The organism is Amycolatopsis sp. 3B14, assembly GCF_050958625.1.
Lineage (GTDB): Bacteria > Actinomycetota > Actinomycetes > Mycobacteriales > Pseudonocardiaceae > Amycolatopsis_E > Amycolatopsis_E thermoflava.
The window spans coordinates 1-24990 of record NZ_JBHZEN010000060.1; the positions used below are offsets into that span (position 1 = coordinate 1).

Annotated in this window: 22 protein-coding genes; 15 read left to right on the forward strand and 7 right to left on the reverse strand. The window is 72.3% G+C overall.

Translation table 11 applies throughout. From position 1 onward, the window contains the following. The coding region (locus ACCP09_RS30415; RefSeq protein ID WP_433752087.1) for a TetR/AcrR family transcriptional regulator at window positions 1-415 on the reverse strand (415 nt) is incomplete at its 3' end. A 20-nt stretch (window positions 416-435) separates the two neighbouring features. Between ACCP09_RS30415 and ACCP09_RS30420 the strand changes: the two genes are divergently transcribed. Genes ACCP09_RS30420 through ACCP09_RS30430 form a run of 3 tightly spaced genes read left to right on the forward strand, consistent with a single transcriptional unit; the run spans window position 436 to window position 4649 of the window. Beyond that, window positions 436-2373 (forward strand): primary-amine oxidase, encoded by a 1938-nt coding sequence (locus tag ACCP09_RS30420; RefSeq protein ID WP_433752089.1) that lies wholly within the window; start codon window positions 436-438, stop codon window positions 2371-2373. Between the two features lie 14 nt (window positions 2374-2387). Further along, window positions 2388-3980: an amidohydrolase gene (locus tag ACCP09_RS30425; protein ID WP_433752091.1), complete on the forward strand. Its 1593-nt coding sequence runs from the start codon at window positions 2388-2390 to the stop codon at window positions 3978-3980. Between the two features lie 9 nt (window positions 3981-3989). After that, the gene (locus ACCP09_RS30430) at window positions 3990-4649 is read left to right on the forward strand and encodes a DNA alkylation repair protein (RefSeq protein ID WP_433752093.1); all 660 of its coding nucleotides are present in this window, start codon (window positions 3990-3992) and stop codon (window positions 4647-4649) included. Between the two features lie 271 nt (window positions 4650-4920). Here ACCP09_RS30430 and ACCP09_RS30435 read toward each other — a convergent pair whose 3' ends face one another. Beyond that, the gene (locus tag ACCP09_RS30435; RefSeq protein ID WP_433752095.1) at window positions 4921-5829 is read right to left on the reverse strand and encodes a LysR family transcriptional regulator; all 909 of its coding nucleotides are present in this window, start codon (window positions 5827-5829) and stop codon (window positions 4921-4923) included. A 172-nt stretch (window positions 5830-6001) separates the two neighbouring features. Here ACCP09_RS30435 and ACCP09_RS30440 point away from each other — a divergent pair, with 172 nt between their 5' ends. From ACCP09_RS30440 to ACCP09_RS30460, 5 genes are read left to right on the forward strand one after another with little or no spacing between them, the layout of a single operon-like run. Further along, on the forward strand, window positions 6002-7180 hold the full coding sequence (locus tag ACCP09_RS30440; RefSeq protein ID WP_433752097.1) for a CynX/NimT family MFS transporter: 1179 nt from the start codon (window positions 6002-6004) through the stop codon (window positions 7178-7180). A 50-nt stretch (window positions 7181-7230) separates the two neighbouring features. Continuing rightward, window positions 7231-8829, forward strand: a complete 1599-nt coding sequence (locus tag ACCP09_RS30445; protein ID WP_433752099.1) for a DNA polymerase ligase N-terminal domain-containing protein — start codon at window positions 7231-7233, stop codon at window positions 8827-8829. Window positions 8830-8871: 42 nt separating this feature from the next. Beyond that, window positions 8872-9552, forward strand: coding sequence for a DUF1345 domain-containing protein (locus tag ACCP09_RS30450; protein ID WP_027929922.1), 681 nt, complete (start codon window positions 8872-8874; stop codon window positions 9550-9552). 52 nt (window positions 9553-9604) lie between these two features. Then, the gene (locus tag ACCP09_RS30455; RefSeq protein ID WP_433752101.1) at window positions 9605-9940 is read left to right on the forward strand and encodes an L-rhamnose mutarotase; all 336 of its coding nucleotides are present in this window, start codon (window positions 9605-9607) and stop codon (window positions 9938-9940) included. A gap of 5 nt (window positions 9941-9945) precedes the next feature. Beyond that, window positions 9946-10623 (forward strand): FadR/GntR family transcriptional regulator, encoded by a 678-nt coding sequence (locus ACCP09_RS30460; RefSeq protein WP_020419175.1) that lies wholly within the window; start codon window positions 9946-9948, stop codon window positions 10621-10623. A gap of 177 nt (window positions 10624-10800) precedes the next feature. On the opposite strand, the gene ACCP09_RS30465 is transcribed toward ACCP09_RS30460, so the two are convergent. Both ACCP09_RS30465 and ACCP09_RS30470 read right to left on the reverse strand, forming a co-directional pair. Then, window positions 10801-11535, reverse strand: a complete 735-nt coding sequence (locus ACCP09_RS30465) for an SDR family NAD(P)-dependent oxidoreductase (RefSeq protein ID WP_123686914.1) — start codon at window positions 11533-11535, stop codon at window positions 10801-10803. After that, the gene (locus tag ACCP09_RS30470) at window positions 11535-12392 is read right to left on the reverse strand and encodes a fumarylacetoacetate hydrolase family protein (RefSeq protein WP_433752104.1); all 858 of its coding nucleotides are present in this window, start codon (window positions 12390-12392) and stop codon (window positions 11535-11537) included. Before ACCP09_RS30470 ends, ACCP09_RS30465 begins: the two co-directional genes overlap by 1 nt. A 149-nt stretch (window positions 12393-12541) precedes the next feature. Between ACCP09_RS30470 and ACCP09_RS30475 the strand changes: the two genes are divergently transcribed. The 7 genes from ACCP09_RS30475 to ACCP09_RS30505 all read left to right on the forward strand — a co-directional run bounded on the left by ACCP09_RS30475 (window position 12542) and on the right by ACCP09_RS30505 (window position 20781). Beyond that, window positions 12542-13819 (forward strand): L-fuconate dehydratase, encoded by a 1278-nt coding sequence (locus ACCP09_RS30475; RefSeq protein ID WP_433752106.1) that lies wholly within the window; start codon window positions 12542-12544, stop codon window positions 13817-13819. After that, on the forward strand, window positions 13812-14759 hold the full coding sequence (locus ACCP09_RS30480) for an aldo/keto reductase (RefSeq protein WP_433752108.1): 948 nt from the start codon (window positions 13812-13814) through the stop codon (window positions 14757-14759). The genes ACCP09_RS30475 and ACCP09_RS30480 overlap by 8 nt, the downstream gene beginning before the upstream one ends. Next, complete coding sequence (locus ACCP09_RS30485) at window positions 14756-15604, forward strand: amidohydrolase family protein (RefSeq protein ID WP_433752110.1); 849 nt, start codon at window positions 14756-14758, stop codon at window positions 15602-15604. Before ACCP09_RS30480 ends, ACCP09_RS30485 begins: the two co-directional genes overlap by 4 nt. After that, the gene (locus ACCP09_RS30490; protein WP_433752112.1) at window positions 15601-17178 is read left to right on the forward strand and encodes a sugar ABC transporter ATP-binding protein; all 1578 of its coding nucleotides are present in this window, start codon (window positions 15601-15603) and stop codon (window positions 17176-17178) included. The genes ACCP09_RS30485 and ACCP09_RS30490 overlap by 4 nt, the downstream gene beginning before the upstream one ends. Further along, the gene (locus tag ACCP09_RS30495; RefSeq protein WP_017982524.1) at window positions 17175-18170 is read left to right on the forward strand and encodes an ABC transporter permease; all 996 of its coding nucleotides are present in this window, start codon (window positions 17175-17177) and stop codon (window positions 18168-18170) included. The genes ACCP09_RS30490 and ACCP09_RS30495 overlap by 4 nt, the downstream gene beginning before the upstream one ends. Window positions 18171-18189: 19 nt before the next feature. Then, on the forward strand, window positions 18190-19155 hold the full coding sequence (locus ACCP09_RS30500; protein WP_020419163.1) for an ABC transporter substrate-binding protein: 966 nt from the start codon (window positions 18190-18192) through the stop codon (window positions 19153-19155). Between the two features lie 237 nt (window positions 19156-19392). Then, on the forward strand, window positions 19393-20781 hold the full coding sequence (locus tag ACCP09_RS30505) for an FAD-dependent oxidoreductase (RefSeq protein WP_378361416.1): 1389 nt from the start codon (window positions 19393-19395) through the stop codon (window positions 20779-20781). A 376-nt stretch (window positions 20782-21157) separates the two neighbouring features. Here ACCP09_RS30505 and katG read toward each other — a convergent pair whose 3' ends face one another. The 3 genes from katG to ACCP09_RS30520 form a co-directional block, all read right to left on the reverse strand. Beyond that, the gene (gene katG, locus ACCP09_RS30510; protein WP_433752115.1) at window positions 21158-23434 is read right to left on the reverse strand and encodes a catalase/peroxidase HPI; all 2277 of its coding nucleotides are present in this window, start codon (window positions 23432-23434) and stop codon (window positions 21158-21160) included. After that, window positions 23435-23890, reverse strand: coding sequence for a Fur family transcriptional regulator (locus ACCP09_RS30515; protein ID WP_017982527.1), 456 nt, complete (start codon window positions 23888-23890; stop codon window positions 23435-23437). It lies immediately after the preceding gene. 224 nt (window positions 23891-24114) lie between these two features. After that, window positions 24115-24957 carry an N-acetyltransferase family protein gene (locus tag ACCP09_RS30520; protein WP_433752118.1) on the reverse strand — a complete coding sequence of 281 codons (843 nt, stop codon included), beginning with the start codon at window positions 24955-24957 and terminating at the stop codon, window positions 24115-24117. Window positions 24958-24990 lie beyond the last annotated feature (33 nt).

A 24990-nucleotide genomic window follows, 5' to 3' on the forward strand; every position in this document is an offset into this window, starting at 1 on the left:
GGAGAACCCCGCCGATCCGCTCGCGCCAGGCGGCCATCGCGGCGTCGTAGACCGACTCCAGTTCGGCGTCGGCGAGCGCGCGCTGCCAGAACGGCAGCACGACGCGGGCCTCCTGCCGGGTGACGTCCTCGACCGGCATGACCTCGTGGCAGAACACGCGCAGCGCGGCCAGCCCGGTCGCGTCGCCGAGCCGGTCCCGCACGCGGGCGTCGGTGTTGTCGACCACGCGGGTGAAGGCCGTGCGGATGACGGCGTTCTTGCCGGGGAAGTAGTGCTTGAGCGCGCCGTTGGCCATGCCCATCTCGTCGGCGATGGCCCGCATGGTGGCCGCGTCGATGCCCCGCTCGGCGATCACCCGCCACGCGGCGTTGGCGATCTCCGCGCGGCGCTGGGCGTGGTCGACCTGCTTCGGCATGCCTTCACGGTAACGGGCTCTTGCGTTCGCGGCGACGATGCCTCACCCTTTCGTCTACAAGTGGAGAAAAAAGGAGCCCGACGATGCCTCCGCACCCGCTCGACCCGTTGACGGCCGACGAGATCACCACCGCCCGCCGCGTCCTCGCCGACGCCGGCCTCTTCCCGGACAGCGCCCGGGTCGTCTACCTGGGCCTCGAAGAACCCGCCAAGGACACCGACCGGTCCGAGCGCGTGGCGCGGGTCCTCCTGCACGACGTCACCGGCGGCCAGGACGTGCTGGTGTCGCTCACCGCGGCGTCCGTCGTCGCGCGGCGCGCCCTCGACCCGGCCGTGGACGGGCAGCTGCCCGTGCTGGACGAGGAGTTCGCCCTGGTCGAGGAGGTGCTCGCCAAGGACGAGCGGTGGCTGGCGGCGCTGGCCGCCCGCGACCTGGACGTGGCGAAGGTGCGGGTCGCGCCGCTGTCGGCCGGGGTGTTCGACTACCCGGAGGAGACCGGGCGGCGCATCCTCCGCGGCCTGGCGTTCGTGCAGGAACACCCCGCGGACCACGCGTGGGCGCACCCGGTCGACGGGCTCGTCGGGTTCGTCGACGTCCTGGCCCGCGAGGTCACCCGGGTGATCGACCTCGGCCCGGTGCCGATCCCGGCCGAACCGGGCAACTTCGACGACCCCGCCGTCACCGGTCCACTTCGGACCTCCCAGAAGCCGCTGGAGATCACGCAACCGGACGGCCCCAGCTTCACCCTCGACGGGCACCTGCTGCGGTGGGAGAACTGGTCGCTGCGGATCGGCTTCGACGCCCGCGAAGGCCTTGTCCTGCACGAGATCTCGTTCCGCGACGGCGACCGGGACCGGCCGATCGTGCACCGGGCCTCGATTTCGGAGATGGTCGTGCCCTACGCCGACCCCTCCCCCGTCCGCTCGTGGCAGAACTACTTCGACACCGGCGAGTACCTCATCGGCCGCTACGCCAACGCGCTCGAACTCGGCTGCGACTGCCTCGGCGAGATCACCTACCTGGACGCGGTGATCGCCGACGAGTTCGGCCACCCCCGCGTGCTGCCCAACGCGATCTGCCTGCACGAGGAGGACTACGGGATCCTCTGGAAGCACACCGACCTGTGGGCGGGCTCGGCGGAGACCCGCCGCCAGCGCCGCATGGTGATCTCGTTCTTCACCACGATCGGCAACTACGACTACGGCTTCTACTGGTACCTCTACCTGGACGGCACGATCGAGTGCGAGGCCAAGGCCACCGGCGTCGTGTTCACCTCCGCCTACCCCGGCAAGGGCTACCCCTACGCCTCCGAACTCGCGCCCGGCCTCGGCGCCCCGTACCACCAGCACCTGTTCAGCGCGCGGCTGGACATGGCCGTGGACGGGCCGTCGAACCTGGTCGAAGAGGTCGACGTGGAGCGGGTGCCGATCGGGCCGGACAACCCGCGCGGCAACGCCTTCACACTCCGCAAGACGCCGCTGCGGAAGGAATCCGAAGCACAGCGGCTCGCCGACAACCGGCGCGGACGGGTCTGGCACATCACCAACCCGGATTCCCGCAACCGCCTCGGCGACCCCGTCGCCTACGCACTCGTCCCGGAAGGCAACCCCGAACTGCTCGCCGACGACGCGTCGTCCATCCATGCCCGCGCCACGTTCGCCACCAAGCACCTCTGGGTCACCCGCTACGACCCCGCGCAGCGCTACGCGGCAGGCGACTTCGTCAACCAGCACCCCGGTGGCGCCGGGCTGCCCGCCTACGTGGCCGGTGACCGCGACCTCGACGGGCAGGACCTCGTCGTGTGGCACACCTTCGGCCTCACGCACTTCCCCCGCCCGGAGGACTGGCCGATCATGCCGGTCGACTACACCGGCTTCAAGCTCAAACCGGTCGGGTTCTTCGACCGCAACCCCGCCCTCGACGTGCCGCGGGCCCGCGGATCACACTGCTGCGACTGAGTGGAGGAATTCCCGTGTCCGTCCAGATCCACCGCGACGCCCGCATCCGCACGCTCGACCCGGCGCGGCCGGAGGCCTCGGTCCTCGTCGTCACCGACGGGGTGATCACCGCCGTCGGCGGCGAGGAGCTGCTGTCGGCTCACGACGGCGGTGATCACTCCGTCGTCGACCACGGCGGCGCGTTCCTGATGCCCGCGCTCGCCGACGTCCACAACCACCACCTGACCGCGGGCCGCGCCGACCTGTTCGAGCTGCAGTTCGACGGCACCGAGGACCTGCCCGGCCTGCTGAGCGCCATCCGCGCGTGGTCGGCGGAGCTGCCGCCGGACGGGTGGGTGGTCGGCGGCGGGTGGGGCAGCACGCTCATCCCGCAACTGTCCACACCGGACGCTCTGGCGGCGCTCGACGAGGCCTGCGGCGGACGGCCGGTGCTGCTGCGTGACGACAGCTGCCACAACCGCTGGGTGTCCTCCGCCGCGCTGGCACGCGCGGGAATTTCGGCGGACAGCGGGCTGCTCATCGAGTCCGCCCTGATCCCGGTCGAGCGGGCGTACGCGGCGTCGGCGCCGTCCGATGTGGAGCAGGACGCCCGGGCTTCCCTGCGGGGCATCGAGATCCTGCACTCGTTCGGGATCACCGCCTTCCAGGACGCCGCCGCGTCGCTGCCGATGCTGCGGGCGCTCAAGCACCTCGACGACACCGGGCGGCTGGACGCGTGGGTGGTGACGTCGCTGCAGGTCAACGACCAGATCTTCGGCACGCACCCGCTCGGGCAGGACCTCATCGACCTGCGGGAGGACTACCGCAGCGGCCATCACCGGCCGGACTTCGTCAAGATCTTCCTCGACGGGGTTCCGACGTCGAAGACCGCCGCCTTCCTGCGCCCGTACCTGCCCGACGACGTGCACGGGCCGTCCTGGCGCGGCGAGACCACCATGACCGCCGACGAGCTGACCGGCTGGCTGCTGCGGGTGGCCGGGCAGGGCATGTCGGCGAAGATCCACTGCACCGGGGACGCGTCGGTGCGGATGACGCTGGACGCCGTGGCCGCGGTGCGCGCCGCCGGGCACGATGACGCGAAGTTCCACATCGCGCACGGGCAGTACGTCGCCGAGGAGGACGTGCCGCGCCTGGCCGAACTCGGGGTGACCGCCGACCTGTCGCCCGCGCTGTGGTTCCCGGGCGTCATCTTCGACGCGATCTGCGCGTGCGTGCCGCGGGAGCGGGCGGAGAAGCTGCACCCGAACCGGAACCTGGTCGACGCCGGGGTGCTGGTCGCCGGCGGCTCGGACTGGCCGGTGGTGCCCTCGCCGGACCCGTGGCCGGGCATCCAGGGACTGGTGACGCGGGCCGACCCGACGGGCACGCATCCCGGCGAGCTGTGGCCGGAGCAGGCGCTCACCCTCGACGAGGCCCTGCACGCGTACACGCTGGGCGCGGCGCGCGCGATGGGCGTCGACGACGTCACCGGTTCGCTGGTGCCGGGCAAGTCGGCCGATTTCGTGGTGCTCGACCGCGACCCGTTCGCCGTGCCCGCCGACCAGCTGGCCGGGACGCGGGCCGAGCAGACGTGGTTCGCGGGCCGGCAGGTGTACCGGCGCCGGTAGGGTGGCGTGATGGTGGCGGAGCTGATAGCCGAGCTGGCCGCGCTGGAGGACCCGAAGGCGCGGGCGGTCAACGAGAAGCACGGTGACGACCACGGGGTGAACCTGGGCAAGCTGCGCGCGATCGCCAAGCGGCTGAAGACGCAGCACGACCTGGCGCGCGAGCTGTGGGCGACGGGCGACACCGCCGCGCGGCTGCTGGCGCTGCTGATCTGCCGCCCGAAGGCGTTCGAGCGCGCCGAGCTGGACACGATGCTGCGCGAGGCGCGGGCGCCGAAGGTGCACGACTGGCTCGTGAACTACGTGGTGAAGAAGAGCCCGCACGCGGAGGACCTGCGGCTGGCCTGGCTTGCCGACGCGGACCCGGTCGTCGCGAGCGCCGGGTGGGCGCTGACGACCGACCGCGTCGCGAAGCGGCCCGAGGGGCTCGACCTGGGGAAGCTGCTGGAGGTCATCGAGGCGGAGCTGAAGGACGCCCCGGACCGCCTCCAGTGGGCGATGAACCACTGCCTGGCGCAGATCGGGATCTCCCACCCGGAGCACCGGGACCGGGCCATCGGCATCGGCGAGCGCCTCGAGGTGCTCAAGGACTACCCCACCCCACCGAACTGCACATCCCCCTACGCACCGGTGTGGATCACGGAGATGGTGCGACGACAGGCGACTGGGTGACCAGAACCCGATAGCACCAGCCGCCCCGGCTCGAGCGCGCTCGGCAAGTCACCCGGGAACCCCACCTTCACCCGGCGATCAGCGCCGGCACCAACCGCTCCAGCTCCGCCAGGGCCGCGGCCGCCCCGACTCGAGCGCGCTCGGCAAGTCACCCGGGAACCCCACCTTCACGCGGCGATCAGCGCCGGCACCAACCGCTCCAGCTCGGCTAGCGCGGCGGCCACCGCGGCGTCGCCGAGCGCGCTCGGCAAGTCACCCGGGAACCCCACCTTCACGCGGCGATCAGCGCCGGCACCAACCGCTCCAGCTCCGCCAGGGCTGCGGCCACCGCGGCGTCGCCGCGCGCGCCCGGCCGCGTCACCGTCAGGATCTTCCGCCGCGGCTCCTCCGCGCACGTCAGCCGGACCACCGGGGCGGTCTCCGGGACCCGGGCCAGCCTCGGCACCAGCGCCACCCCCAGCCCGTGCGCCACCAGGGCGATCGTCGCCTCCCAGTTGACCGCGTCGTGGGCGACCGGTGGGGTGAAACCGGCCGCGCCGCAGGCGGAGAGCACGTGGGTGCGGCACGTGCACGGCGCGCCGGGCACGATCCACGGCTCGTCCGCGGCCTCGGCGAGCTCCACCCGCTCCCGGGCCGCGAGCCGGTGGCCCGCCGGCACCAGCAGGTCGAACGGGTCGTCCAGCAGCGAGCGCTGGTCGAACCGGGCCCGGTCGCGTGGCGGCTCGTCCGGCTTGGCCTCCACCACCGCCAGGTCCACGTCGCCGTCGAACAGCAGGTCGAAGCAGTCCGCGGCCTCGGCCTCGCGGATCCGCGGGGTCAGCCGCGGGTGACGGGCGGCGAGCGCGGCAGCGGCCGGGGCGAGCAGCGCGCTCACCGCCCCCGGGAACCCGGCCAGCCGCAGCAGCCCGGCGGGCTGGTCGTCGTCGGCGCGCAGGTCCCGCTCCGCCACCTCCCAGCGCGCCTGGATCTCGTCCGCGTGCGCCAGTAGCCGTTGCGCCGCCGGCGTGAGCCGCACCCGGCGGCCGTGGGGTTCGAGCAGCGCCACCCCGAGCTCCCGCCCCAGCTGGCGGATCTGCTGCGACGCGGCCGACGGCGTGAAGTGCAGGGCCTCCGCCGCCGCCCGCACGGTGCCGTAGTGGTCCACCGCGCGGAGCACGTGGAGCCGCCGCAGGTCAATCATGTAGCTGATTCTTCACGGTCATGTCCGGAAACACAACCTGGACCTACCCGGTCCGGCGACGCACGCTGGAACCAGGAGGTGCCCGCATGATCACCGTGTGGCTGTCGTTGTTCGCCGAAACCGTGGTGGCGACCGGAATCGCCGCCGCGCTCGTCCGCTGGTCCGCCCGCCGGTGAGGGCGATCTGGCTGGTGGTCGGCCTGGTGCTGCTGGCCCTCAACCTGCGCGCGGCCATCACCGGCGTCCCGCCGGTGCTCGGTGAGCTGCGGGAGGAGTTCGGCCTCAGCGGCGTCGAGGTCAGCGTGCTCACCACCCTGCCGGAGCTGTGCGTGGGCCTCTTCTCCGCGCTCGCGCCCGCGCTGGCCCGCCGGATCGGCACCGAGGCGGCGATCACCGCGGCGCTCGTGGTGCTCACCGCCGGGCTCCTGCTGCGCGCGGTCCCCGGCCGGGCGGCGTTGTTCGCCGGAACCGTGCTGGCCGGAGCCGGGGTCGCCACCGGCAACGTGCTGGTGCCCGCGGTCGTCAAGCACGCCTTCCCCGGCCGCGCGGGCACATTCACCGGCCTGGCGATGATGCTGATGTCGGTCAGCGGCGCGGCCGCCGCGGGCCTGGCGGTGCCGCTGGAGCAGGCCGGCGGCTGGCGGCTCGCGCTCGTCGCGTGGGCGGTCCCGGCGCTCGTCGCGGCACTCGCGTGGGGCCCGCTCACCCGCCGGCGCGCGGCCGAACCCGTTCAGCAGGCCGCGGGCTCGCTGCTGCGCGAGCCGCTGGCCTGGTCGGTGATGGTCTTCATGGGCATGGCGTCGCTGATGTTCTACACGCTGACGTCGTGGCTGCCGCAGATCATGCGCGAGCACGGGTTCCCGGCCGCCACCGCGGGCACGATGAACTCGGTCATCATCGTCATCGGGATCCCGCTCGGGTTCGCCGTGCCGGTCGTCGCCGCGCGGATGCGGGACCAGCGCCCGCTCGTCCTCGCGGTCGCCGCGCTGATGGTCCTCGGCCTCGGCGGCCTGCTGGTGGCGCCCGGGGCGGGCTGGCTGTGGACCGCGGTGTTCGGCATCGCCACCGGCAGCGCGTTCCCGCTCGCCCTCACCCTCCTCAACCTGAGGTCCCCCACGGCCGCGATCACCGCGCGGCTGTCCGGCATGGCCCAGTCCGGCGGCTACCTCCTCGCCGCCACCGGCCCGCTGACCTTCGGCCTGCTGCACACCGCGACCGGTGGCTGGCACGCCTCGATCTGGCTGCTGCTCCTGCTGGTCGTGCCCGAGCTGGTGTGCGGGCTCGCCGCCGCACGGCCCGGCCTGCTCCGGCCGGCGGATCCGCTGGTCACCTCCGCCGCGCCGCTGTCCTGATCGCGGAGCCCGGAGCATGGGCTCGGACCCGCCGGGGTACTCACGCTGACGTGAGCACTGCCCGACGGAAGACCGACCGGCTCGCCTCGTACCGGGCCAAGCGGGACTTCTCGGTCACCGCTGAGCCTGCCGGGGCCGGGGCGGGCGGCGCTCCCGGCCGGCGGTTCGTCGTGCAGCGGCACCGCGCCCGGCGGCTCCACTACGACTTCCGCCTGGAGGTCGACGGCGTGCTCGCGAGCTGGGCGGTGCCGAAGGGGCCGACATTGGACCCCGGCGTGCGGCAGCTCGCCGTGCACGTCGAGGACCATCCGCTGGCGTACGCCGACTTCGAGGGCGTCATCCCGAAGGGCCAGTACGGCGGCGGCGACGTCATCGTCTGGGACCGGGGCACCTGGGAGCCCGCCGACGACGCCGACCCGGCCCGGGCGATCGACGACGGCGAGCTGCACTTCGACCTGCGCGGCGAGAAGCTCGCCGGCCGGTTCGCCCTCGTCCGCACGGAACGCCGGGGCAAGGAGCAGTGGCTGCTGATCCACAAGCACGACGACGACGCCCGGCCCGGCTGGGATCCCGAGGAGCTGCCGCGGTCGGTCAAGTCCGGCCGAACCAACGACGAGGTCGCCGCCGCGCCGGAGGCGATGTGGCGCAGCGGCGTGCCCGCCGCCGAGGCCGAGGTGCCGCTGGCTCCACAGTGGACTCCCCCGTCGGACGAGGAGCTCGCCGCGCTGGACGAGATGGGCAAGTCGGGCACCTGGACGATCGCGGGGCGCCGCCTCAAACTCACCAACCTGGACAAGGTGCTGTTCCCCGGCGCGGGCGGCGAACCTCCGGTGACCAAACGGGAACTCATCCGCTACAGCGCCCGGATCGCCCCGTTCATGCTGCCCTACCTCGCCGGCCGCCCGGTCAACGCGCACCGCTACCCCGACGGCGTGGACCGGCCCGGCTTCTGGCACAAGGAGGTGCCCGGCCACGCCCCGGAGTGGCTCAACCGCTGGCACAACACCGAAGCCGGCCCCGGCGAGACGCAGTGCTACGCGGTGCTGGACAGCGTGCCCGCCCTGGTGTGGATGGCCAACTTCGGCGGCGTCGAGCTGCACCCGTGGACCTCGCGGCTGCCCGACGTGCACCAGCCCACCTGGGCGCTGATCGACATCGATCCGGGCACCACCACCGGCTTCGACGACATCGTCGAACTCGCTCGCCTCTACCGCACCGCGCTGGACCACCTGGACCTGCGCGGCATGCCGAAGGTCACCGGGCAGCGCGGCATCCAGATCTGGGTGCCGGTCGCCCCCGGCTACACCTTCACCGACACCCGCAACTGGGTCGAGGCCCTGTCCCGGGTCGTCGGCCGCGTGCTGCCGGACCTGGTCAGCTGGCGGTGGCACAAGAACGAGCGCGGCGGTCTGGCCCGCCTCGACTACACCCAGAACGCGATCAACAAGACGCTGGTCGCCCCGTTCAGCCCGCGCCCGGTGCCCGGCGCGCCGGTGTCGGTCCCCATCACCTGGGACGAACTCGACGACCCGGCACTGCGCCCGGACCGCTGGACCGTCCGCACCGTCCTCGACCGCGTCGCCGAGGCGGGCGACCCGCTCGCGCCGCTCATCGGCCTGCCGCAGCAGCTGCCCCAACTCGAAAGCTGATCCTGCACCGGCCAGGCGCGGCCGGTGGAGGATGATCCGCGCATGAGTTCGCACGACAGCGGTGAACTGCCGGCGTGGCGGCGCGCCACCGCCGGGGCGCACCGGTGGCCTGCCGCGGTCACGATCGCCGCGGTGATCGGTGTCCAGGTGCTCCTCCCCGACCGCCTGGTGATCCAGCCGGGCTGGTTGCTGCCGGGGTTGTCGGCGCTGCTGTTGCTGACGCTGGTGGCGCTGGGCCCCGGCCGGGCGGCGGGCGACCACCGGCACGCGCGCAAGGTGGCGTTGTCCCTGCTGCTGGTGGTGAGCGCGGGCAACGCCGGCTCGGCGGTCCTCCTGGTCGGCCACATCCTCGACGGCTCGATCGGCGACCAGGCAGGCCCGCTGCTCGCCGCCGGGGCGGGTGTCTACCTCACCAACGTCGTGGTGTTTTCGCTGTGGTACTGGGAGTTCGACCGGGGTGGCCCGGCCGCGCGGGCGGCGGGCACCCAGGAGTACCCGGACCTGCTGTTCCCCCAGATGACCAGCCCCGGGCTCGCACCGCGCGACTGGGAACCGGCCTATGTGGACTACCTGTACCTGGCGTTCACCAACGCGACCGCGTTCAGCCCGACCGACGTGCTGCCGCTGAAGCCGTGGGCGAAGCTCACCATGCTGGCCCAGTCGGTGGTGTCCCTCGTGCTGGTGGTGCTGGTCGTCGCGCGGGCCGTGAACATCCTCCACTGATCCACGAAAGATCCGATGTATCCTGCGTCTACGTCGTGGACAAGGAGCGGGTATGCCGGAGATCGCGCTGCACACGGAGCTGAAGCCGGGCTCGGAGCTGGACTACGAGGCCGTGCACCGGTCCATCCCCTCCGATGTGGTGGCCGCACTCGTCGGCAGTGGCGTCCGGAACTGGCGCATCTGGCGCGACGGCACGCACCTGTTCCACCTCGTCGAGGTCGACGACTACCGGCGGATGCGGCACGCGCTGCGGGACCACCCGGCCAACGTCCGCTGGCAGGAGACGGTCGGGCCGCTGCACGCCACGCCGGACGACTACTCCGGCGCCGACGACGGGCTGCCGCTGCTGTGGAGCCTCACCGGGCAGCTGGCCGGGAAGGAACGCTGAGCGGCATGTCCGTCACCGACGACGCCATCGAGGCGATCAAGCAGATGATCGTGGACGGCGAGCTGCGCCCCGGCGACCGCCTGCCCAGGGAGGCCGACCTCGCCGACCGGCTCGGCCTGTCGCGCAACTCCCTGCGCGAGGCGGTGCGCGCGTTGTCGCTGATCCACGTGCTGGACGTGCGCCGCGGCGACGGGACGTACGTGACGAGCCTGGAGCCGTCGCTGCTGATGGACGCGATGGGTTTCGTGGTGGACTTCCACCGCGACGACACCGTGCTGCAGTTCCTGGAGGCCCGCCGCGTCATCGAACCCGCGGTGACCGAGATGGCGGCGCGGCACATGCCCGACTCCGACCTCGAGGACCTCGCGAAGCTGCTCGACTCGCTCGGCGACCGGCCCACGGTGGACCAGCTGGTGGAGAACGACCTGGAGTTCCACCGCCGCATCGCGGGTGGCTGCGGCAACTCCGTGCTGGCCTCGCTGCTGGAAAGCCTGTCCGGGCGCACGCAGCGGGCGCGGACGTGGCGGGGCATCACGCAGGAGGGCGTGGCGGAGCGGACGCTCGCCGAGCACCGCGCCATCCTGCACGCGCTGGCCGCCCGGCAACCCGACGTGGCCCGCGCCGCCGCGACGGTCCACATCGCCGGCGTGGAGCAGTGGCTGCGCCAGACCCTGGTGGAGTGAGGGCGGGCGGGGGCTGCGGACCGGCCCGCCCGAGTGCGGACCCCGACCTGCCGGACGCGGGCCGCCCAGCAGCGGCACGCATTCACCGCGGCCACCAGACACACGGCCAGACCGCCGCGTTCCTGCGAAACCAGCGAAATCCCACGGCGAGCACGCGCGGCGAAGGCGGCCCCGGACTCACCGCGGCCGCAGCCGCAGGTCCTGCATCCCGCCGTCCACGGCTACGCCCACTCCGGCAGTCGACGTCGCCAGCGGGCTCGCCAGGTACACCACCGCGTGCGCCACCTCCGCCGGGGACACGAGCCGCCCGTGGGGTTGCCGCGCCTGCAGCGCCGCGCGCTCCGCCGCGGGGTCGTCCGCCCGCTCGAGCAGCCGCCCGATCCACGGCGTGTCGGCCGTGCCCGGGTGCACGCAGTTGACCCGGATTCCCTCCCGCAGGTGGTCGGCGGCCATCGCCCGCGTCAACGCCGCCACCGCGCCCTTCGACGCGCTGTACAACGCGCGCTGCGGCAACCCGGCCGTCGCCGCGATCGAGCCGACGTTCACGATCGCCGCGGCGCGGGACCGGCGCAGGTGCGGCAGCGCCGCCCGGCTCACCCGCACCATCCCGAGCAGGTTCACGTCCAGCACCCGCAGCCACTCCGCGTCGTCGTTGTCGGCGACCGTGCCCTGCGCCCCGATGCCCGCGTTGTTCACCACGATGTCCAGCCCGCCGAAACGCTCCACCACCGCGGAGATGCCCTGCCGCACCGACTCGTCGTCGGTGACGTCGACCCGCACGCCGTCTTCGACCTCGGTCAGGTCCAGCGCCGCCACCCGCGCGCCACGCTCGCGCAGCGCCGCCACGATCGCCGCGCCGATCCCCGACGCCCCGCCGGTGACCGCGGCAACGAGCCCGTCGAACTCGCCCATCACGCCACCTCCGCCGCGACGAACTCCTGACGCTGCCTGCCCAGGCCGTCGATCTCCAGCTCCACCACGTCCCCCGGCCGCAGGTAGGGGTACTTCCCGGACAGCGCGACGCCCTGCGGCGTGCCCGTCATGATCACGTCGCCCGGTTCCAGCGCCAGGTACCGGCTCAGGTGCCACACCAGGTGCTCGACCCCGAAGATCATGTCCGCGGTCGTGGAGTCCTGGCGCGGCTCGCCGTTGACCCAGCTGCGCAACCGCAGCCCGGTGTGGTCCACCTCGTCCGGCGTCACCAGCCACGGCCCGAGCGGGTTGAACCCCGGCGCGCACTTGCCCTTGCTCCACTGCCCGCCGGAATCGACGAGCTGGTACTGCCGCTCCGAGACGTCGTTGCCGAGCACGAAACCGGCGACGTGCGCGAGACTCTGCGACGGCGAGTCGAGGTACAGCGCCCGCTTGCCGATCACCACGCCGAGCTCGACCTCCCAGTCGGTGCGCTCGCTGCCGGGCGGGATCGTCACCGGGTCGTGCGGACCGGCCAGCGTGTTCGGCGTCTTGAGGAACATGATCGGCACGTCCGGCGGAGCCGAGCCCGACTCGGTGGCGTGCTCGGCATAGTTCATCCCGATGCAGATGATCGCGCCGGGCCGCGCGATCGGCGCGCCCACCCGCAGCGTGTCGGCGTCCGGCAGTTCCGGCAGCTCGCCTGCCTCCAGAGCGGCCCGCACCGCCGCGATCCCGTCGCCGGCGAGGAACGCGCCGTCGACGTCGGCCGTCAGCCCGGTCAGGTCGTAGGTCGTGCCGCCGGCGACGACAGCGGGTCGTTCCTGGCCCACGGGACCGAGGCGGACGAGGTGCACGGTTCACTTCCTCACGGTATTGGTCGGGTCTCTTCATCGAGCTCGCCAAGATCCTAGGCCACCTTTCCGGCCACGCGCGAGCCTTGACGGCGGAGACATCGGATCTCTATCGTCGGCGTCGTCACCGAGGCGTACAAGGGAGTGGGTCCGTGGCACGCATCGTCGCCCTGCACACGCACGACGTCCGGTTCCCGACGTCGCAGACGCTCGACGGCTCCGACGCGATGAACCCGGACCCGGACTACTCGGCCGCCTACCTGCGGCTGGTCACCGACGCCGGCGACGGCCTGGAGGGCCACGGGTTCGTCTTCACCATCGGCCGCGGCAACGACGTCCAGGTCGCCGCGCTCCGCGCGCTGGAGGGCCACCTCCTCGGCCGCGACGTGGACGCCACGCTCGCCGACCTGGGCGGGCTGTGGCGCGAACTGGTCCACGATTCGCAGCTGCGCTGGCTCGGCCCCGAAAAGGGGATCATGCACATGGCCATCGGCGCGGCCGTCAACGCGCTGTGGGACCTGCGCGCCAAACGGGAGGGCAAACCGTTGTGGCAGCTGCTGTCCTCGCTCACCCCGGAGGAGATCGTCGACCTGCTCGACTTCCGGTACCTGACCGACGCGCTGACCCGCGACGAGGCGCTGGAGATCCTCCGCGCGGCCCAGCCCGGCCGCGCCGAACGCGAAGCGCGGCTGCTCAGCGAGGGCTACCCCGCCTACACCACCACGCCCGGGTGGCTGGGCTACGACGACGACAAGCTCGCGCGTCTGTGCCGGGAGGCGGTCGACGACGGCTTCCGCCAGATCAAGCTCAAGGTGGGCGCCGACCTCGACGAGGACCTGCGCCGCCTGCGGATCGCGCGCGAGGTGTGCGGCCCGGACGTGCGGATCGCGGTGGACGCCAACCAGCGCTGGGACGTCGGCGACGCGATCGCCTGGGTCGAGCGGCTGCGCCCGTTCGACCTCGCCTGGATCGAGGAGCCCACCAGCCCCGACGACATCCTCGGCCACGCAGCCATCGCCAAGGCGGTCGCGCCGATCCCGGTCGCCACCGGTGAGCACGGCGCCAACCGGGTGCTGTTCAAACAACTCCTGCAGGCCGGGGCGCTGTCGGTGCTGCAACTCGACGCCACCCGGGTGGCCGGGGTCAACGAGAACATCGCGATCCTGTTGCTGGCCGCCAAGTTCGGCGTCCGGGTCTGCCCGCACGCCGGCGGGATCGGCCTGTGCGAGGCGGTGCAGCACCTGGCGATGTTCGACTTCGTCGCGGTGTCCGGGACCACCGAGGACCGGATGATCGAGTTCGTCGACCACCTGCACGAGCACTTCGTCACCCCGGTCGACGTCCACAGTGGACGCTACTTCGCACCGAAGGCACCCGGCGCGGGCACCGAGATGCACGCGTCCTCGCTCGCGGAGTACGCCCATGGCTGAGGTGCCGGGCCCGTTCGCGCTCGGCGCCGCGAACCTGGGCAACCTGTACGCGCCGATGAGCGACGAGCAGGCGCACGCGGTGCTGGAAGCCGCGTGGGACAGCGGGATCCGCCACTTCGACACCGCCCCCCACTACGGCCTCGGCCTGTCCGAACGCCGGCTGGGCGCCTTCCTCGCCGGCAAGCCGCGCGCCGAGTTCGTGGTGTCCACCAAGGCCGGCCGGCTCCTGGTGCCGGATCCGGCCGGCGCGAACCGGCTCGACGAGGCGGACCACTTCGCCGTGCCGGCCGACCACCGCCGGGTGTGGGACTTCTCCCCCGACGGGGTGCGGCGCAGCCTCGGCGACTCGCTGACCCGGCTCGGACTGGACTCCGTCGACATCGTCTACCTGCACGACCCGGAGGAGCACGACCTCGAGCCGGCGCTGGCGTCCGGCCTGCCCGCGCTCGCCGCCCTGCGCGACGAGGGCGCCGTCCAGGCGATCGGCGTGGGGTCGAAATCGGTCGCCGCGCTCGCCGCGGCCGCCCGCACCGGCACCGTCGACCTGCTCATGGTCGCGGGCCGGTTCACGCTGCTCGACCAGTCCGCGCTGGACGACGTGCTGCCCGAGTGCCACGCCCGGTCGATCGGCGTGGCGGTCGCGAGCGTGTTCAACTCGGGCCTGCTCGCCACGCCCGAGCTCGCCGGCCGCTACGAGTACGCCACCGCTCCCCCGGACGTTCTCGACACCGCACGGGAAATCGCCGCGATCTGCGCCGAGTTCGGCGTCGACCTGCCCACCGCCGCGCTCCACTTCCCGCTGCGGGACCCGGCGGTGCGCGCGGTGGTCGCCGGCGCGGCCACCCCGGCGGAGGTGCGGCAGAACGCCCGGCGGCTCGCGGCCGCCGTGCCCGCCGACCTGTGGACCACCCTGCGGGACAAGGGGCTGATCCGGACATGACCGAGCGCGTCGTGGACACCCACCTGCACCTGTGGGACCTCACCGTCGGCGGCTACGCGTGGCTGCCGCCCGGCAGCCCGCTGCACCGGACCTTCACCGCCGCACAGGCGCGGCGGGAACTGGACGCCGCCGGGATCGCCACGGCCGTCCTGGTGCAGGCCGAGGACTCCGAGGCCGACACCGAGTTCATGCTCGCCCAGGCCGACGCCCACGACTGGGTCGCCGGCGTGGTCGGCTGGGTGCGCCTGGACGATCCGGACACCGCGCGGCGCCAGCTCGACCGGTGGCAGCGGCACCCGGCGTTCCGCGGCGTGCGGCACCTGGTGCACGACGACCCGCGCGCGGACTTCCTCGACCTGCCGGCGGTGCGCCGCTCGCTGGCCCTGCTCGCCGAACGCGGCCTGCCGTTCGACGTCCCCGACGCCTGGCCGCGGCACCTGCGCCAGGTCGCCGGCCTCGCGGCCGCCCTGCCGGAGCTGACGATCGTGGTCGACCACCTCGGCAAGCCGCCCGCGGACCCGGCCGAATTCCGCGACTGGCTGACCACACTGCGGGCCGTGGCCGCGCACCCGAACACGGTCGCGAAGCTCTCCGGGCTGCAGCGGCCCGGCGAGCCGCTGACCGTCGGGTCCGCGCGGCCCGCGGTCGAGGCGGCGGTCGAGCTGTTCGGGCCCGACCGGCTGATGTACGGCGGGGACTGGCCGATGACCGTCCCGCACGGCGGGTACGGCCGGGCCTGGGAGGTCCTGTCCGCGCTGATCGGCGAACTGCCCGCGCCGGACCGGGCGCGGGTGCTGTCGGGGACCGCGAGCGCGGTCTACGGGGCGCCGGAGCGGGTGCGATGAGCGAGGTCGCGACGATGACGGAACCGTTGCTGGAAGTCGAAGGCGTGGACAAGACCTTCCCCGGCGTCCGCGCGCTGCACGACATGCGGCTGGAGCTGCGCTCCGGCGAGGTGCTCGCGCTGGTCGGCGAGAACGGCGCGGGCAAGTCCACCCTGATGAAGCTGCTGTCCGGCATCCACACCGCCGACGCGGGCCGGTTCCGGCTGGGCGGCGAGCCCTACCAGCCCGCCGGGCCGCGGCACGCGCTGGAGCTGGGCATCAGCATCATCCACCAAGAGTTCAACCTGGTGCCGCACCTGACCGTCGCGCAGAACATCTTCATCGGCCGGGAACCGCGCCGCGGCCGGCTGCTGCTCGACGAGCGCAAGCTCAACGCCGACGCCGCCGGCCTGCTCGACCGGCTGCACCTGCGGCTGGACCCGCGGGCCGTGGTCGGCGAGCTGACCGTGGCCAACCAGCAGATGGTGGAGATCGCCAAGGCGCTGTCCTACGACCCGCGCGTGCTGATCATGGACGAGCCCACCGCCGCGCTCAACGACGCCGAGGTGGCGACGCTGCACGAGCTGATCCGCCGGTTCGTGCGGCCGGGCACCGGCGTCATCTACATCTCCCACCGCATGGAGGAGATCAAGCGCATCGCCGACCGGGTCACCGTGATCCGCGACGGCGAATACATCGACACGCTCGACATCGCCACCGCGGCCACGCCGGACATCATCGCGCTGATGGTGGGCCGGGCCATCGACACCGAAGCCCGCCCGGAGGGCGTGCGCGCGGACCGCGAAGTGGTGCTGCGCGTCGAGGGCCTGCGCACCCGGGACCTGCTCAAGGACGTGTCGTTCGACCTGCGGCAGGGCGAGATCCTCGGGTTCGCCGGGCTGATGGGCGCCGGCCGCACCGAGGTCGCGCGGGCGCTGGTCGGCGCGGACAAGGCCGAGGCGGGCACGGTCACCCTGCACGGCAAGCCGGTCCGCATCGGCAACCCGGCCGACGCCGCGAAGCTCGGCATCGGCTACCTGTCGGAGGACCGCAAGCGGTTCGGCCTCCTGCTCGACCAGGACGTCAAGGCCAACATCGCGTTGTCCGCGCTGCGGGAGCAGTTCACCAGGGCCGGGTTCGTGCGCGACGGCGCGCTGCGCGCGACCGCCGGCCGCTACATCGGCGCGCTGCGCATCAAGACCCCGTCGCTCGACCAGACCACGAAGAACCTCTCCGGCGGCAACCAGCAGAAGGTCGTCATCGCCAAGTGGCTGGCCAAGGACTGCGACGTGCTCATCTTCGACGAGCCGACACGCGGCATCGACGTCGGCGCGAAGGAGGAGATCTACCAGTTGCTGCGGGAACTCACGGGGCAGGGCAAGTCGATCATCATGATCTCCTCGGAGCTCCCGGAGATCCTGCGCATGTCCCACCGCGTCGTGGTGATGAGCGAAGGCCGCGTGACCCGCGTGCTCGACTCCGCCGAGGCGACCCAGGAGAACATCATGCACTACGCCACCCTGCGGCCGGACGAAAACCCGGCCGACGCCGCCGAGCTCGGTCTCGCCCCCGAAGAGAAGGCAGGTCGGTCATGACCACGGTGAAGGCTCCGGTGACGGAGCGGCAGCGGGCCGGCGGAGTGACCGGCGCGATCAGGAGCAGGCTGCAGCAGCTGCTGGCGTTCGCCAGCCTCATCGTGATCTACGCGTTCTTCTCGATCGTCAGCCCGTTCTTCTTCTCCTACGGCAACTTCATCGCGATCCTGTTCTCCACGGTGGTGATCGGGACGCTCGCGATCGGCACGACGTTCGTCATCATCACCGGCGGCATCGACCTGTCCATCGGCACCGGCATGGCGTTGTGCGCGGTGATGTCCGGCGTGTTCATCGTGAACTCGGGACTGCCGCTGGGCATCGGCGTGCCGCTGGCGATCCTGTTCGGCGGGCTGATGGGGCTGGTGAACGGGATCAACGTGGCGCTGCTGAAGATCCCGCCGTTCATCGCGACGCTGGCGATGATGCTGGTCGCCGAGGGGCTGGCGCTGGTGCTGTCGCACAGCACGCCGATCTACTTCAGCGACTCGCCCGGCTACATCGAGATCTCCGCGGGCAACCTGATCCCCAACGTGCCCAACGCGGTGCTGATCCTCGCCGCGATCGCGATCATCGCCGGGGTGCTGCTGACCAAGACCGTGCTCGGCCGCTACACCTACTCGATCGGCAGCAACGAGGAAGCGACCGCGCTGTCCGGCATCGACGTCCGCAAATGGAAGGTCGGGATCTACGCGTTCGCCGGGCTGTTCACCGGCCTGGCCGGCGTGATGATCTCCGCCCGGCTCGGTTCCGCGCAGCCGGCGACCGGCATGGGGTACGAGCTGCAGGCCATCGCCGCCGTGGTGATCGGCGGGACGTCGCTGTCCGGCGGCAAGGGGTCGATCATCGGCACCCTGATCGGCGCGCTGATCATCTCGGTGCTCAACAACGGGCTGCAGATCATGTCGATCCCGCAGGAGTGGCAGAACGTCATCCTCGGCTGCGTGATCCTGGTGGCCGTCTACACCGACCGGATCCGGAAACGGGAAGCCTGAGAGAACAAAGGAGTTCTTGATGAGGACGCAGAAGATCGTCGCGGCGGTCGCCGGCGCCGTGCTGGCGCTGACGATGACCGCGTGCGGCCAGGGCGGCGGCACCGCGGGCGGCGGGAACGGGCCGCTGATCGCCATCGTGTCGAAGGGCTTCCAGCACCAGTTCTGGCAGGCCGTGAAGAAGGGCGCGGAGGACGAGGCCGCCGCCAAGGGCGCGCGCACGACGTTCGTCGGCCCGGCCACCGAGAAGGACGTCGAGCAGCAGGTCAACATGCTCACCAACGAGCTGGCCAAGTCGCCGCAGGCGCTCGGGTTCGCGGCGCTGGACTCCCGCGCCGCCGCTCCCCTGCTCCAGCAGGCGAAGGCGCAGAACGTCCCGGTGGTGGCGTTCGACTCCGGTGTGGACAGTGACATCCCGGTCACCACGGTGGCGACGGACAACAAGGCCGCGGCGGCGGAGGCGGCCAAGCACCTGGCCGAACAGATCGGCGGGCAGGGCAAGGTCGCGCTCGTGGTGCACGACCAGACCAGCCTGTCCGGCAAGGACCGGCGGGACGGGTTCCTGGACTGGATGGCGAAGAACGCGCCCGGCATCACGGTGCTCGCGCCCCAGTACGGCGGCGGCGACCAGCTGGAGTCGGCCAACATCACGAAGTCGATCATCGCGGCCAACCCGGACCTGAAGGGGATCTACGCATCCAACGAGGGCTCGGCGATCGGCGTGATCAAGGGCGTGCAGGAGAGCGGGCGGCAGGGCCTGACGATCGTCGGGTTCGACTCCGGGAAGGCCCAGATCGACGCGATCAACAGCGGCCTGATGGCGGGCGCCGTGACGCAGGACCCGGTGGACATGGGCAGGCAGCTGGTGGACGCCTCGCTGAAGGCCATCAACGGCGAGCAGCTGCCGAAGCGGATCGACACGGCGTACTACTGGTACGACAAGAGCAACATCAACGACCCCAAGATCCAGGCGGCGCTGTACCAGTGACCGCGGGCGAGGGCCGTGGACGGTGACGACGGGGCCGTCCACGGCCCTCGCCGTGAGGGCTCCCCCAGGTTGCGCCCGCACCGCGTGGACAACAAACCCGCGAGTTCGGTGAGTCCGGTGTGGACAACGGTCACCGCCAAGTCTCCACACTTTCCCCACCTCGCCTCCATGCATCGCCCCGGCGGTCCGGTCACGCTGGCCGGACGAAACGGGCTACCACGGAGGAGGCGCGGGACGATGACGACGCAGGAGCGGACGCACGCGGTGGTGCTGGGCGCGGGGATGGGCGGGCTGCTCGCGGCTCGCGTGCTCGCCGGGTTCTACGACCGGGTGACGGTGATCGAGCGGGACCACCTCGACGAGACGGTGGCGCACCGGCGCGGCATCCCGCAGGGCCGGCACGTCCACGCGCTGCTGCCGCGCGGCGGGGAGATCGTGGAGGAGTTGTTCCCCGGGTTGCTCGGCGAGCTCGTCGCCGACGGCGGCACGGTGCTGACCGACTACTCGCGGTTGCACTTCTCCCCCGGCGGGCACCGGCTGTCGCCGGAGATGGATCTGCCGCCGATGCACCAGCCGAGCAGGCCGTTCCTCGAGACCCACGTGCGCAACCGGCTCCGGCGACTGTCCACTGTTGACCTTCGCGACGGCTGCGACGTGAGCGGCCTGACCACCACCGCGGCCGGGGACCGCGTCACCGGCGTGCGCCTCCAGCGGCGGGCGCCGGGCAGCCCCGCGGAGACCCTGAGCGCGGACCTGGTCGTCGACGCGCTCGGCCGCGGCGCGCGCACGCCCGCCTGGCTGGCCGAGCTCGGCTACCGGCGGCCGGCCGAGGTCGAAGTCCCGGTGCAGCTGCGGTACACCAGCCGCCTGGTGCGGCTGCGGCCCGGCGCGGTCCGGGAGACGCTGGTCGTCGTCGGCGCCACCCCGGAGCGGCCCAACGGCATGGCGCTGTTCGCCTACGAGGACGACACCTGGTTGTTCACCGTCGCCGGTTATGCCGGTGACCACCCGTCACCCCAGTACGACGCCATGGTCGACTTCGCCGCCCAGTGCGCGCCCCCGCACCTGATCGAGGCACTGCGGACGGCCGAGCCGCTGTCCGACGTGGCCACCTTCGCCTTCCCCGCGAGCCGCTGGCGCCGCTACGACAAGCTCCGCCGCTTCCCGGACGGCCTGCTCGTGTTCGGCGACGCGATCTGCAGCTTCAACCCGATCTACGGGCAGGGCATGTCCGTCGCCGCGCTGGAGGCGCTGGCGCTGCGGGACTGCCTGCGCCAGGGCGATCGGCACCTGGCCCGGCGGTTCTTCCGCGCCGCGGCGAAACCGATCGGCGTGGCGTGGAAGCTGTCGGTGGGCAGCGACCTGACGCTGCCGCAGGTCGAGGCACCGCGACCGCTGCCCGTGCGGCTGGTCAACCGGTACGTGGCGAAGGTGCTCACCGCCGCCGAGGAGGATCCGGTGGTGGCGGCGCAGTTCATGCGGGTGAGCGCGTTCCTGGACCCGCCGTCCGCCCTGATGCGGCCGTCGATCCTGGCACGCGTCACCGGGACGGGACGGTCGCTCCCGCGGCCGGCCGCAGCGCCCGGCCCCGCCCTCGCGCGGACAGGATCGTTTCAGCCTCGCTGACCACGTCACGGACGACCTGTGCCGCGGGACGGACATCCCCGATCAGGCCGACCGCGAACGGCAGGTACTCGTGGCCCCGCCCGGTCAGGACGCGGCCAGCGCGGCCGGTTGCCCCTGCCGCCCCACCGCTCGAGCCCGTGCCGCAGGGCGGTGAGCACCCCGGCGCCGAGCCCCAGCCGGCCGGCCGGCAACTCGGCGGCCTCGCAGCGGGCCGCCATCACCACGGCCTTGGAGGCGTGCCCGCCCGGCAGCGCGACGGCGGCGGCCTCCTCGGCCGGCTCCCCCATCACGGCCCGGTCCGGCGAACCTCGGCACAACGGGACGAGCCCGGCCGATCCGAGGCGGATCAGCCGGGCTCGCCCTTGCGGAGACTGGATCAGGCCAGGTCGAACCGGTCCAGTTCCATGACCTTCGTCCAGGCCGCGACGAAGTCGTTGACGAACTTCTCGCGCGCGTCGTCGCTGGCGTAGACCTCCGAGAGGGCCCGCAGCTGCGAGTTGGAGCCGAAGATCAGGTCGACCGGGGTGGCCGTCCACTTCAGCTCGTCGGTCGCCACGTCGCGGATCTCGTAGACGTTCTCCTCCGACTCCGACGCCTTCCACCGGGTGCCCGGGGCGAGCAGGTTGGTGAAGAAGTCGTTGCTGAGTACGCCCGGACGGCCGGTGAGCACACCGTGCTTGGCGCCGCCGTAGTTGGCGCCCAGCGCACGCAGGCCGCCGACCAGGACGGTCATCTCCGGCGCGGTCAGGTCCAGCATGTAGGCGCGGTCGACCAGCAGCACCTCCGGCTGGAGCTTCTCCCCGGCCCGCAGGTAGTTGCGGAACCCGTCGGCACGCGGCTCCAGCACCTTGAACGACTCGACGTCGGTCTGCTCCTGGCTGGCGTCCGTGCGGCCCGGGTGGAACGGCACGGTCACCTCGACGCCCGCGTCCCGCGCGGCCTTCTCGACGGCGGCCGAGCCGGCCAGCACGATCAGGTCGGCCAGCGAGATCTTCGCGCCGCCCGCCTCGTTGAACTCGCGCTGGATGGCCTCGAGCTTCTCCAGCACCGGCGCGAGCTGCTCGGGCTGGTTGACCTCCCAGTTGCGCTGCGGCTCGAGCCGGATGCGGGCGCCGTTCGCGCCACCGCGCTTGTCAGTGGAGCGGAAGCTCGCCGCCGACGCCCACGCGGTGGTGACCAGCTGCTGGGTGGTCAGGCCGGACTCCAGGACCTTCGCCTTCAGCGCGGCGATGTCCGACTCGCCCACGAGCTCGTGGTCGACGGCAGGCACCGGGTCCTGCCACAGCTGCGGCTCCGGAACCCACGGGCCGAGGTAGCGGGTGACCGGGCCCATGTCGCGGTGCAGCAGCTTGTACCAGGCCTTGGCGAACGCCAGCGCGAACTCGTCCGGGTTCTCCAGGAACCGGCGCGAGATCTTGCCGTAGACCGGGTCGAACCGCAGCGCCAGGTCCGTGGTCAGCATGGTCGGCTTGTGCTTCTTGTTCGGGTCGTAGGGGTCCGGGATGATCTCCGGAGCGTCCTTCGCCACGTACTGCTTGGCGCCGCCGGGGCTCGTGGTGAGCTCCCACTCGTAGCCGAACAGGATCTCGAAGAAGCGGTTGCTCCACTGGGTCGGCTTGTCGGTCCACGTCACCTCGAGGCCACTGGTGATCGTGTCCGGGCCCTTGCCGCTGCCGTGGGTGCTCAGCCAGCCGAGGCCCTGCGCCTCCAGCGGGGCGGCCTCCGGCTCGGGGCCGACGTGGTCGTCGGCGACACCCGCGCCGTGGGTCTTGCCGAAGGTGTGACCACCGGCGATGAGGGCGACGGTCTCCTCGTCGTTCATCGCCATACGGCCGAAGGTCTCGCGGATGAAGTGCGCCGCCGCCATGTAGTCGGCGCTGCCGCGCGGGCCCTCCGGGTTGACGTAGATGAGGCCCATCTCGGTGGCGCCGAGCTCGGGCACCATCTCCGAGTCGGTCACGTAACGCTCGTCGCCCAGCCAGTCGTCCTCGGGGCCCCAGTAGACCTCTTCGGTCTCCCAGACGTCCTCGCGGCCGAAGCCGAAGCCGAAGGTCTTGAAGCCCATCGACTCCAGTGCCACGTTGCCCGCCAGCACGAGCAGGTCGGCCCAGGAGATCTTCTGGCCGTACTTCTGCTTGACCGGCCACAGCAGGCGGCGCGCCTTGTCCAGGTTGGCGTTGTCCGGCCAGCTGTTCAGCGGGGCGAAGCGCTGCGCGCCGTCACCGGCGCCGCCGCGGCCGTCGTGGATGCGGTAGGTGCCCGCGGAGTGCCAGCTCATGCGGATCATCAGGCCGCCGTAGTGGCCGAAGTCGGCGGGCCACCAGTCCTGCGAGGTGGTGAGCACCTCCTCGATGTCGCGCTTGAGGGCGTCGACGTCGAGCTTGGCGAACTCCTTGGCGTAGTTGAAGTCCTTGCCCAGCGGGTTGCTCTTGGAGTCGTGGGCGTGCAGCACCGACAGGTCGAGCTGGTTGGGCCACCAGTCGCGGTTGGTCCGCGGACGCCCGCTCGACTTCGGGGTCGGCGAGTCGATGGCCGGGTTCTCGCTCTCGCTGCCGTGCGAGGTCACCGAGTCGTGCGCGACCGGGCACCCGGCCGCCGCCTTCTTGTCCACCCCCTGCGCGCTCGACGGGGTGTTGTCCTGGGTGTCGCTCATCTACTTGCCTTCCGAGCTGGCGGTTTCGTTGGGAACTGCGGCGGCCGAGCAGTCGGGGCACACGCCCCAAAAGACGACCTCCGCCTGGTCGATCACGAAGCCGTGGTCGTCCGAGGCGGTGAGACAGGGGGCGTGGCCGACGGTGCAGTCGACATCGGCGATCGCACCGCAGGAGCGGCAGACGACGTGGTGGTGGTTGTCGCCCACCCGGGACTCGTAGCGGGCGTTCGCGCCGGCCGGCTGGATGCGCCGGATCAGCCCGGCGTCGGTGAGTGCCCGCAGGACGTCGTAGACGGCCTGGTGCGAGACGGTCGGGAGGTCGGCACGCACCAGCTCGATCACCTTCTCGGTGTCGACGTGCGGGTTGTCGCGCAGCGCGGACAGCACCGCCAGGCGGGGCCGGGTCACGCGCAACGAGACGGCCCGCAGCTGCGCCTCGAAGTCCTCCGACGTCACGCGGCAGACCCTAGAGCACTTGTCTGGAACAAATCAAGTTAGGGTCCACGTTAGTGTCGTGGCGAGCACGGACGGTGTCCGGTTCGCAGCCGATCGGGCCGTGGTTCGGTGCATCATGGCGCAGGGCGGTCACGTCCGGGGAGTCGATGTCGAACCGCACCACTCGGTTGCTCGCGCAGGAAGTCGCGCAGCAAGTCGAACATCTTCGCCCTGGACGGTTCCCTTCACGAAACTGCGGGCAGCCTACCCAGCACCGCCCGGGTGTACAGCAGCTCGAACCCCTGCCGCTGCGCGTTGTGCTGCGATCGGGACGCCGGCTGGGTGGTCACGACGGCGAGGTCACAGCCCGCCCCGGCCGCGTCGGCGATCCGGGCGGACAGCAGGGCGGTCTGGACGCCCCGCCGCCGGTGGCCGGGCAGGGTCGCGGCCCCGGTGAACTGGGCCAGGCCGTCCACCACGCACATGCTGGCCACACCGGCGACGACCCCGTCGCACACCGCCGTGTACCGCCGCACGCCGTCGCCAGCGAGGTCGCGCACCGCCCGCGCGAGGACCTCGCGCGGGAACTGCTGGTCGGACGGCGGATCCTGGTCGTCCGGGTGGCCGAAGCCGTCCGCCGCGACGTCGAGCCAGGCCGCGAACTCGTCGTCGCCGCTCGGCCGGATCTCCACGCCCGGCGGCGCGACGCGGTCCGGTCCACCCCGTAGGTCCCGGCCCAGCACGTTCTCGAAGGACTCCAGCCGGTACCCGCGGGCGGTGAGCGCGGCCCCGATCGCGGGATCGACGAGGTGCGCGAGCTCGACCTGCACCGGGCAGCCCACCGCGGCGAAGGCCTTTTCGACGCCCGCCAGGGACTCCGCGTCCGGCACGCCGCCGAACCCGAGACCGGCGACCTTGTTCAACGGCGACCCGGCCTCGGCGAACGTCGCCACTCCCCCGGCGACGGGCAGCACGAACGCGGCCGAGCCGGGCCGTTTCCGCGCCTTCTCGGTCGCTTCGGCCATCCGCCGCGCTTCGGCGCGTTCGATGCGCTCGGCCAGCGGGAGATCACAGAAGAGTGCGCTCACGGGCCGGAGCGTAGCGGCGGACCCGCCGGAGGT

What these genes read in the sequence shown, in the direction of transcription:
- ACCP09_RS30465 (WP_123686914.1), bottom strand. Translation starts at nt 11,535, where the DNA reads ATGGGCGAGTTCGACGGGCTCGTTGCCGCGGTCACCGGCGGGGCGTCG.
- ACCP09_RS30505 (WP_378361416.1), top strand. Translation starts at nt 19,393, where the DNA reads ATGACGACGCAGGAGCGGACGCACGCGGTGGTGCTGGGCGCGGGGATG.
- ACCP09_RS30460 (WP_020419175.1), top strand. Translation starts at nt 9,946, where the DNA reads ATGTCCGTCACCGACGACGCCATCGAGGCGATCAAGCAGATGATCGTG.
- ACCP09_RS30490 (WP_433752112.1), top strand. Translation starts at nt 15,601, where the DNA reads ATGAGCGAGGTCGCGACGATGACGGAACCGTTGCTGGAAGTCGAAGGC.
- ACCP09_RS30495 (WP_017982524.1), top strand. Translation starts at nt 17,175, where the DNA reads ATGACCACGGTGAAGGCTCCGGTGACGGAGCGGCAGCGGGCCGGCGGA.
- ACCP09_RS30435 (WP_433752095.1), bottom strand. Translation starts at nt 5,829, where the DNA reads ATGATTGACCTGCGGCGGCTCCACGTGCTCCGCGCGGTGGACCACTAC.
- ACCP09_RS30450 (WP_027929922.1), top strand. Translation starts at nt 8,872, where the DNA reads ATGAGTTCGCACGACAGCGGTGAACTGCCGGCGTGGCGGCGCGCCACC.
- ACCP09_RS30430 (WP_433752093.1), top strand. Translation starts at nt 3,990, where the DNA reads ATGGTGGCGGAGCTGATAGCCGAGCTGGCCGCGCTGGAGGACCCGAAG.
- ACCP09_RS30480 (WP_433752108.1), top strand. Translation starts at nt 13,812, where the DNA reads ATGGCTGAGGTGCCGGGCCCGTTCGCGCTCGGCGCCGCGAACCTGGGC.
- ACCP09_RS30485 (WP_433752110.1), top strand. Translation starts at nt 14,756, where the DNA reads ATGACCGAGCGCGTCGTGGACACCCACCTGCACCTGTGGGACCTCACC.
- katG (WP_433752115.1), bottom strand. Translation starts at nt 23,434, where the DNA reads ATGAGCGACACCCAGGACAACACCCCGTCGAGCGCGCAGGGGGTGGAC.
- ACCP09_RS30500 (WP_020419163.1), top strand. Translation starts at nt 18,190, where the DNA reads ATGAGGACGCAGAAGATCGTCGCGGCGGTCGCCGGCGCCGTGCTGGCG.
- ACCP09_RS30455 (WP_433752101.1), top strand. Translation starts at nt 9,605, where the DNA reads ATGCCGGAGATCGCGCTGCACACGGAGCTGAAGCCGGGCTCGGAGCTG.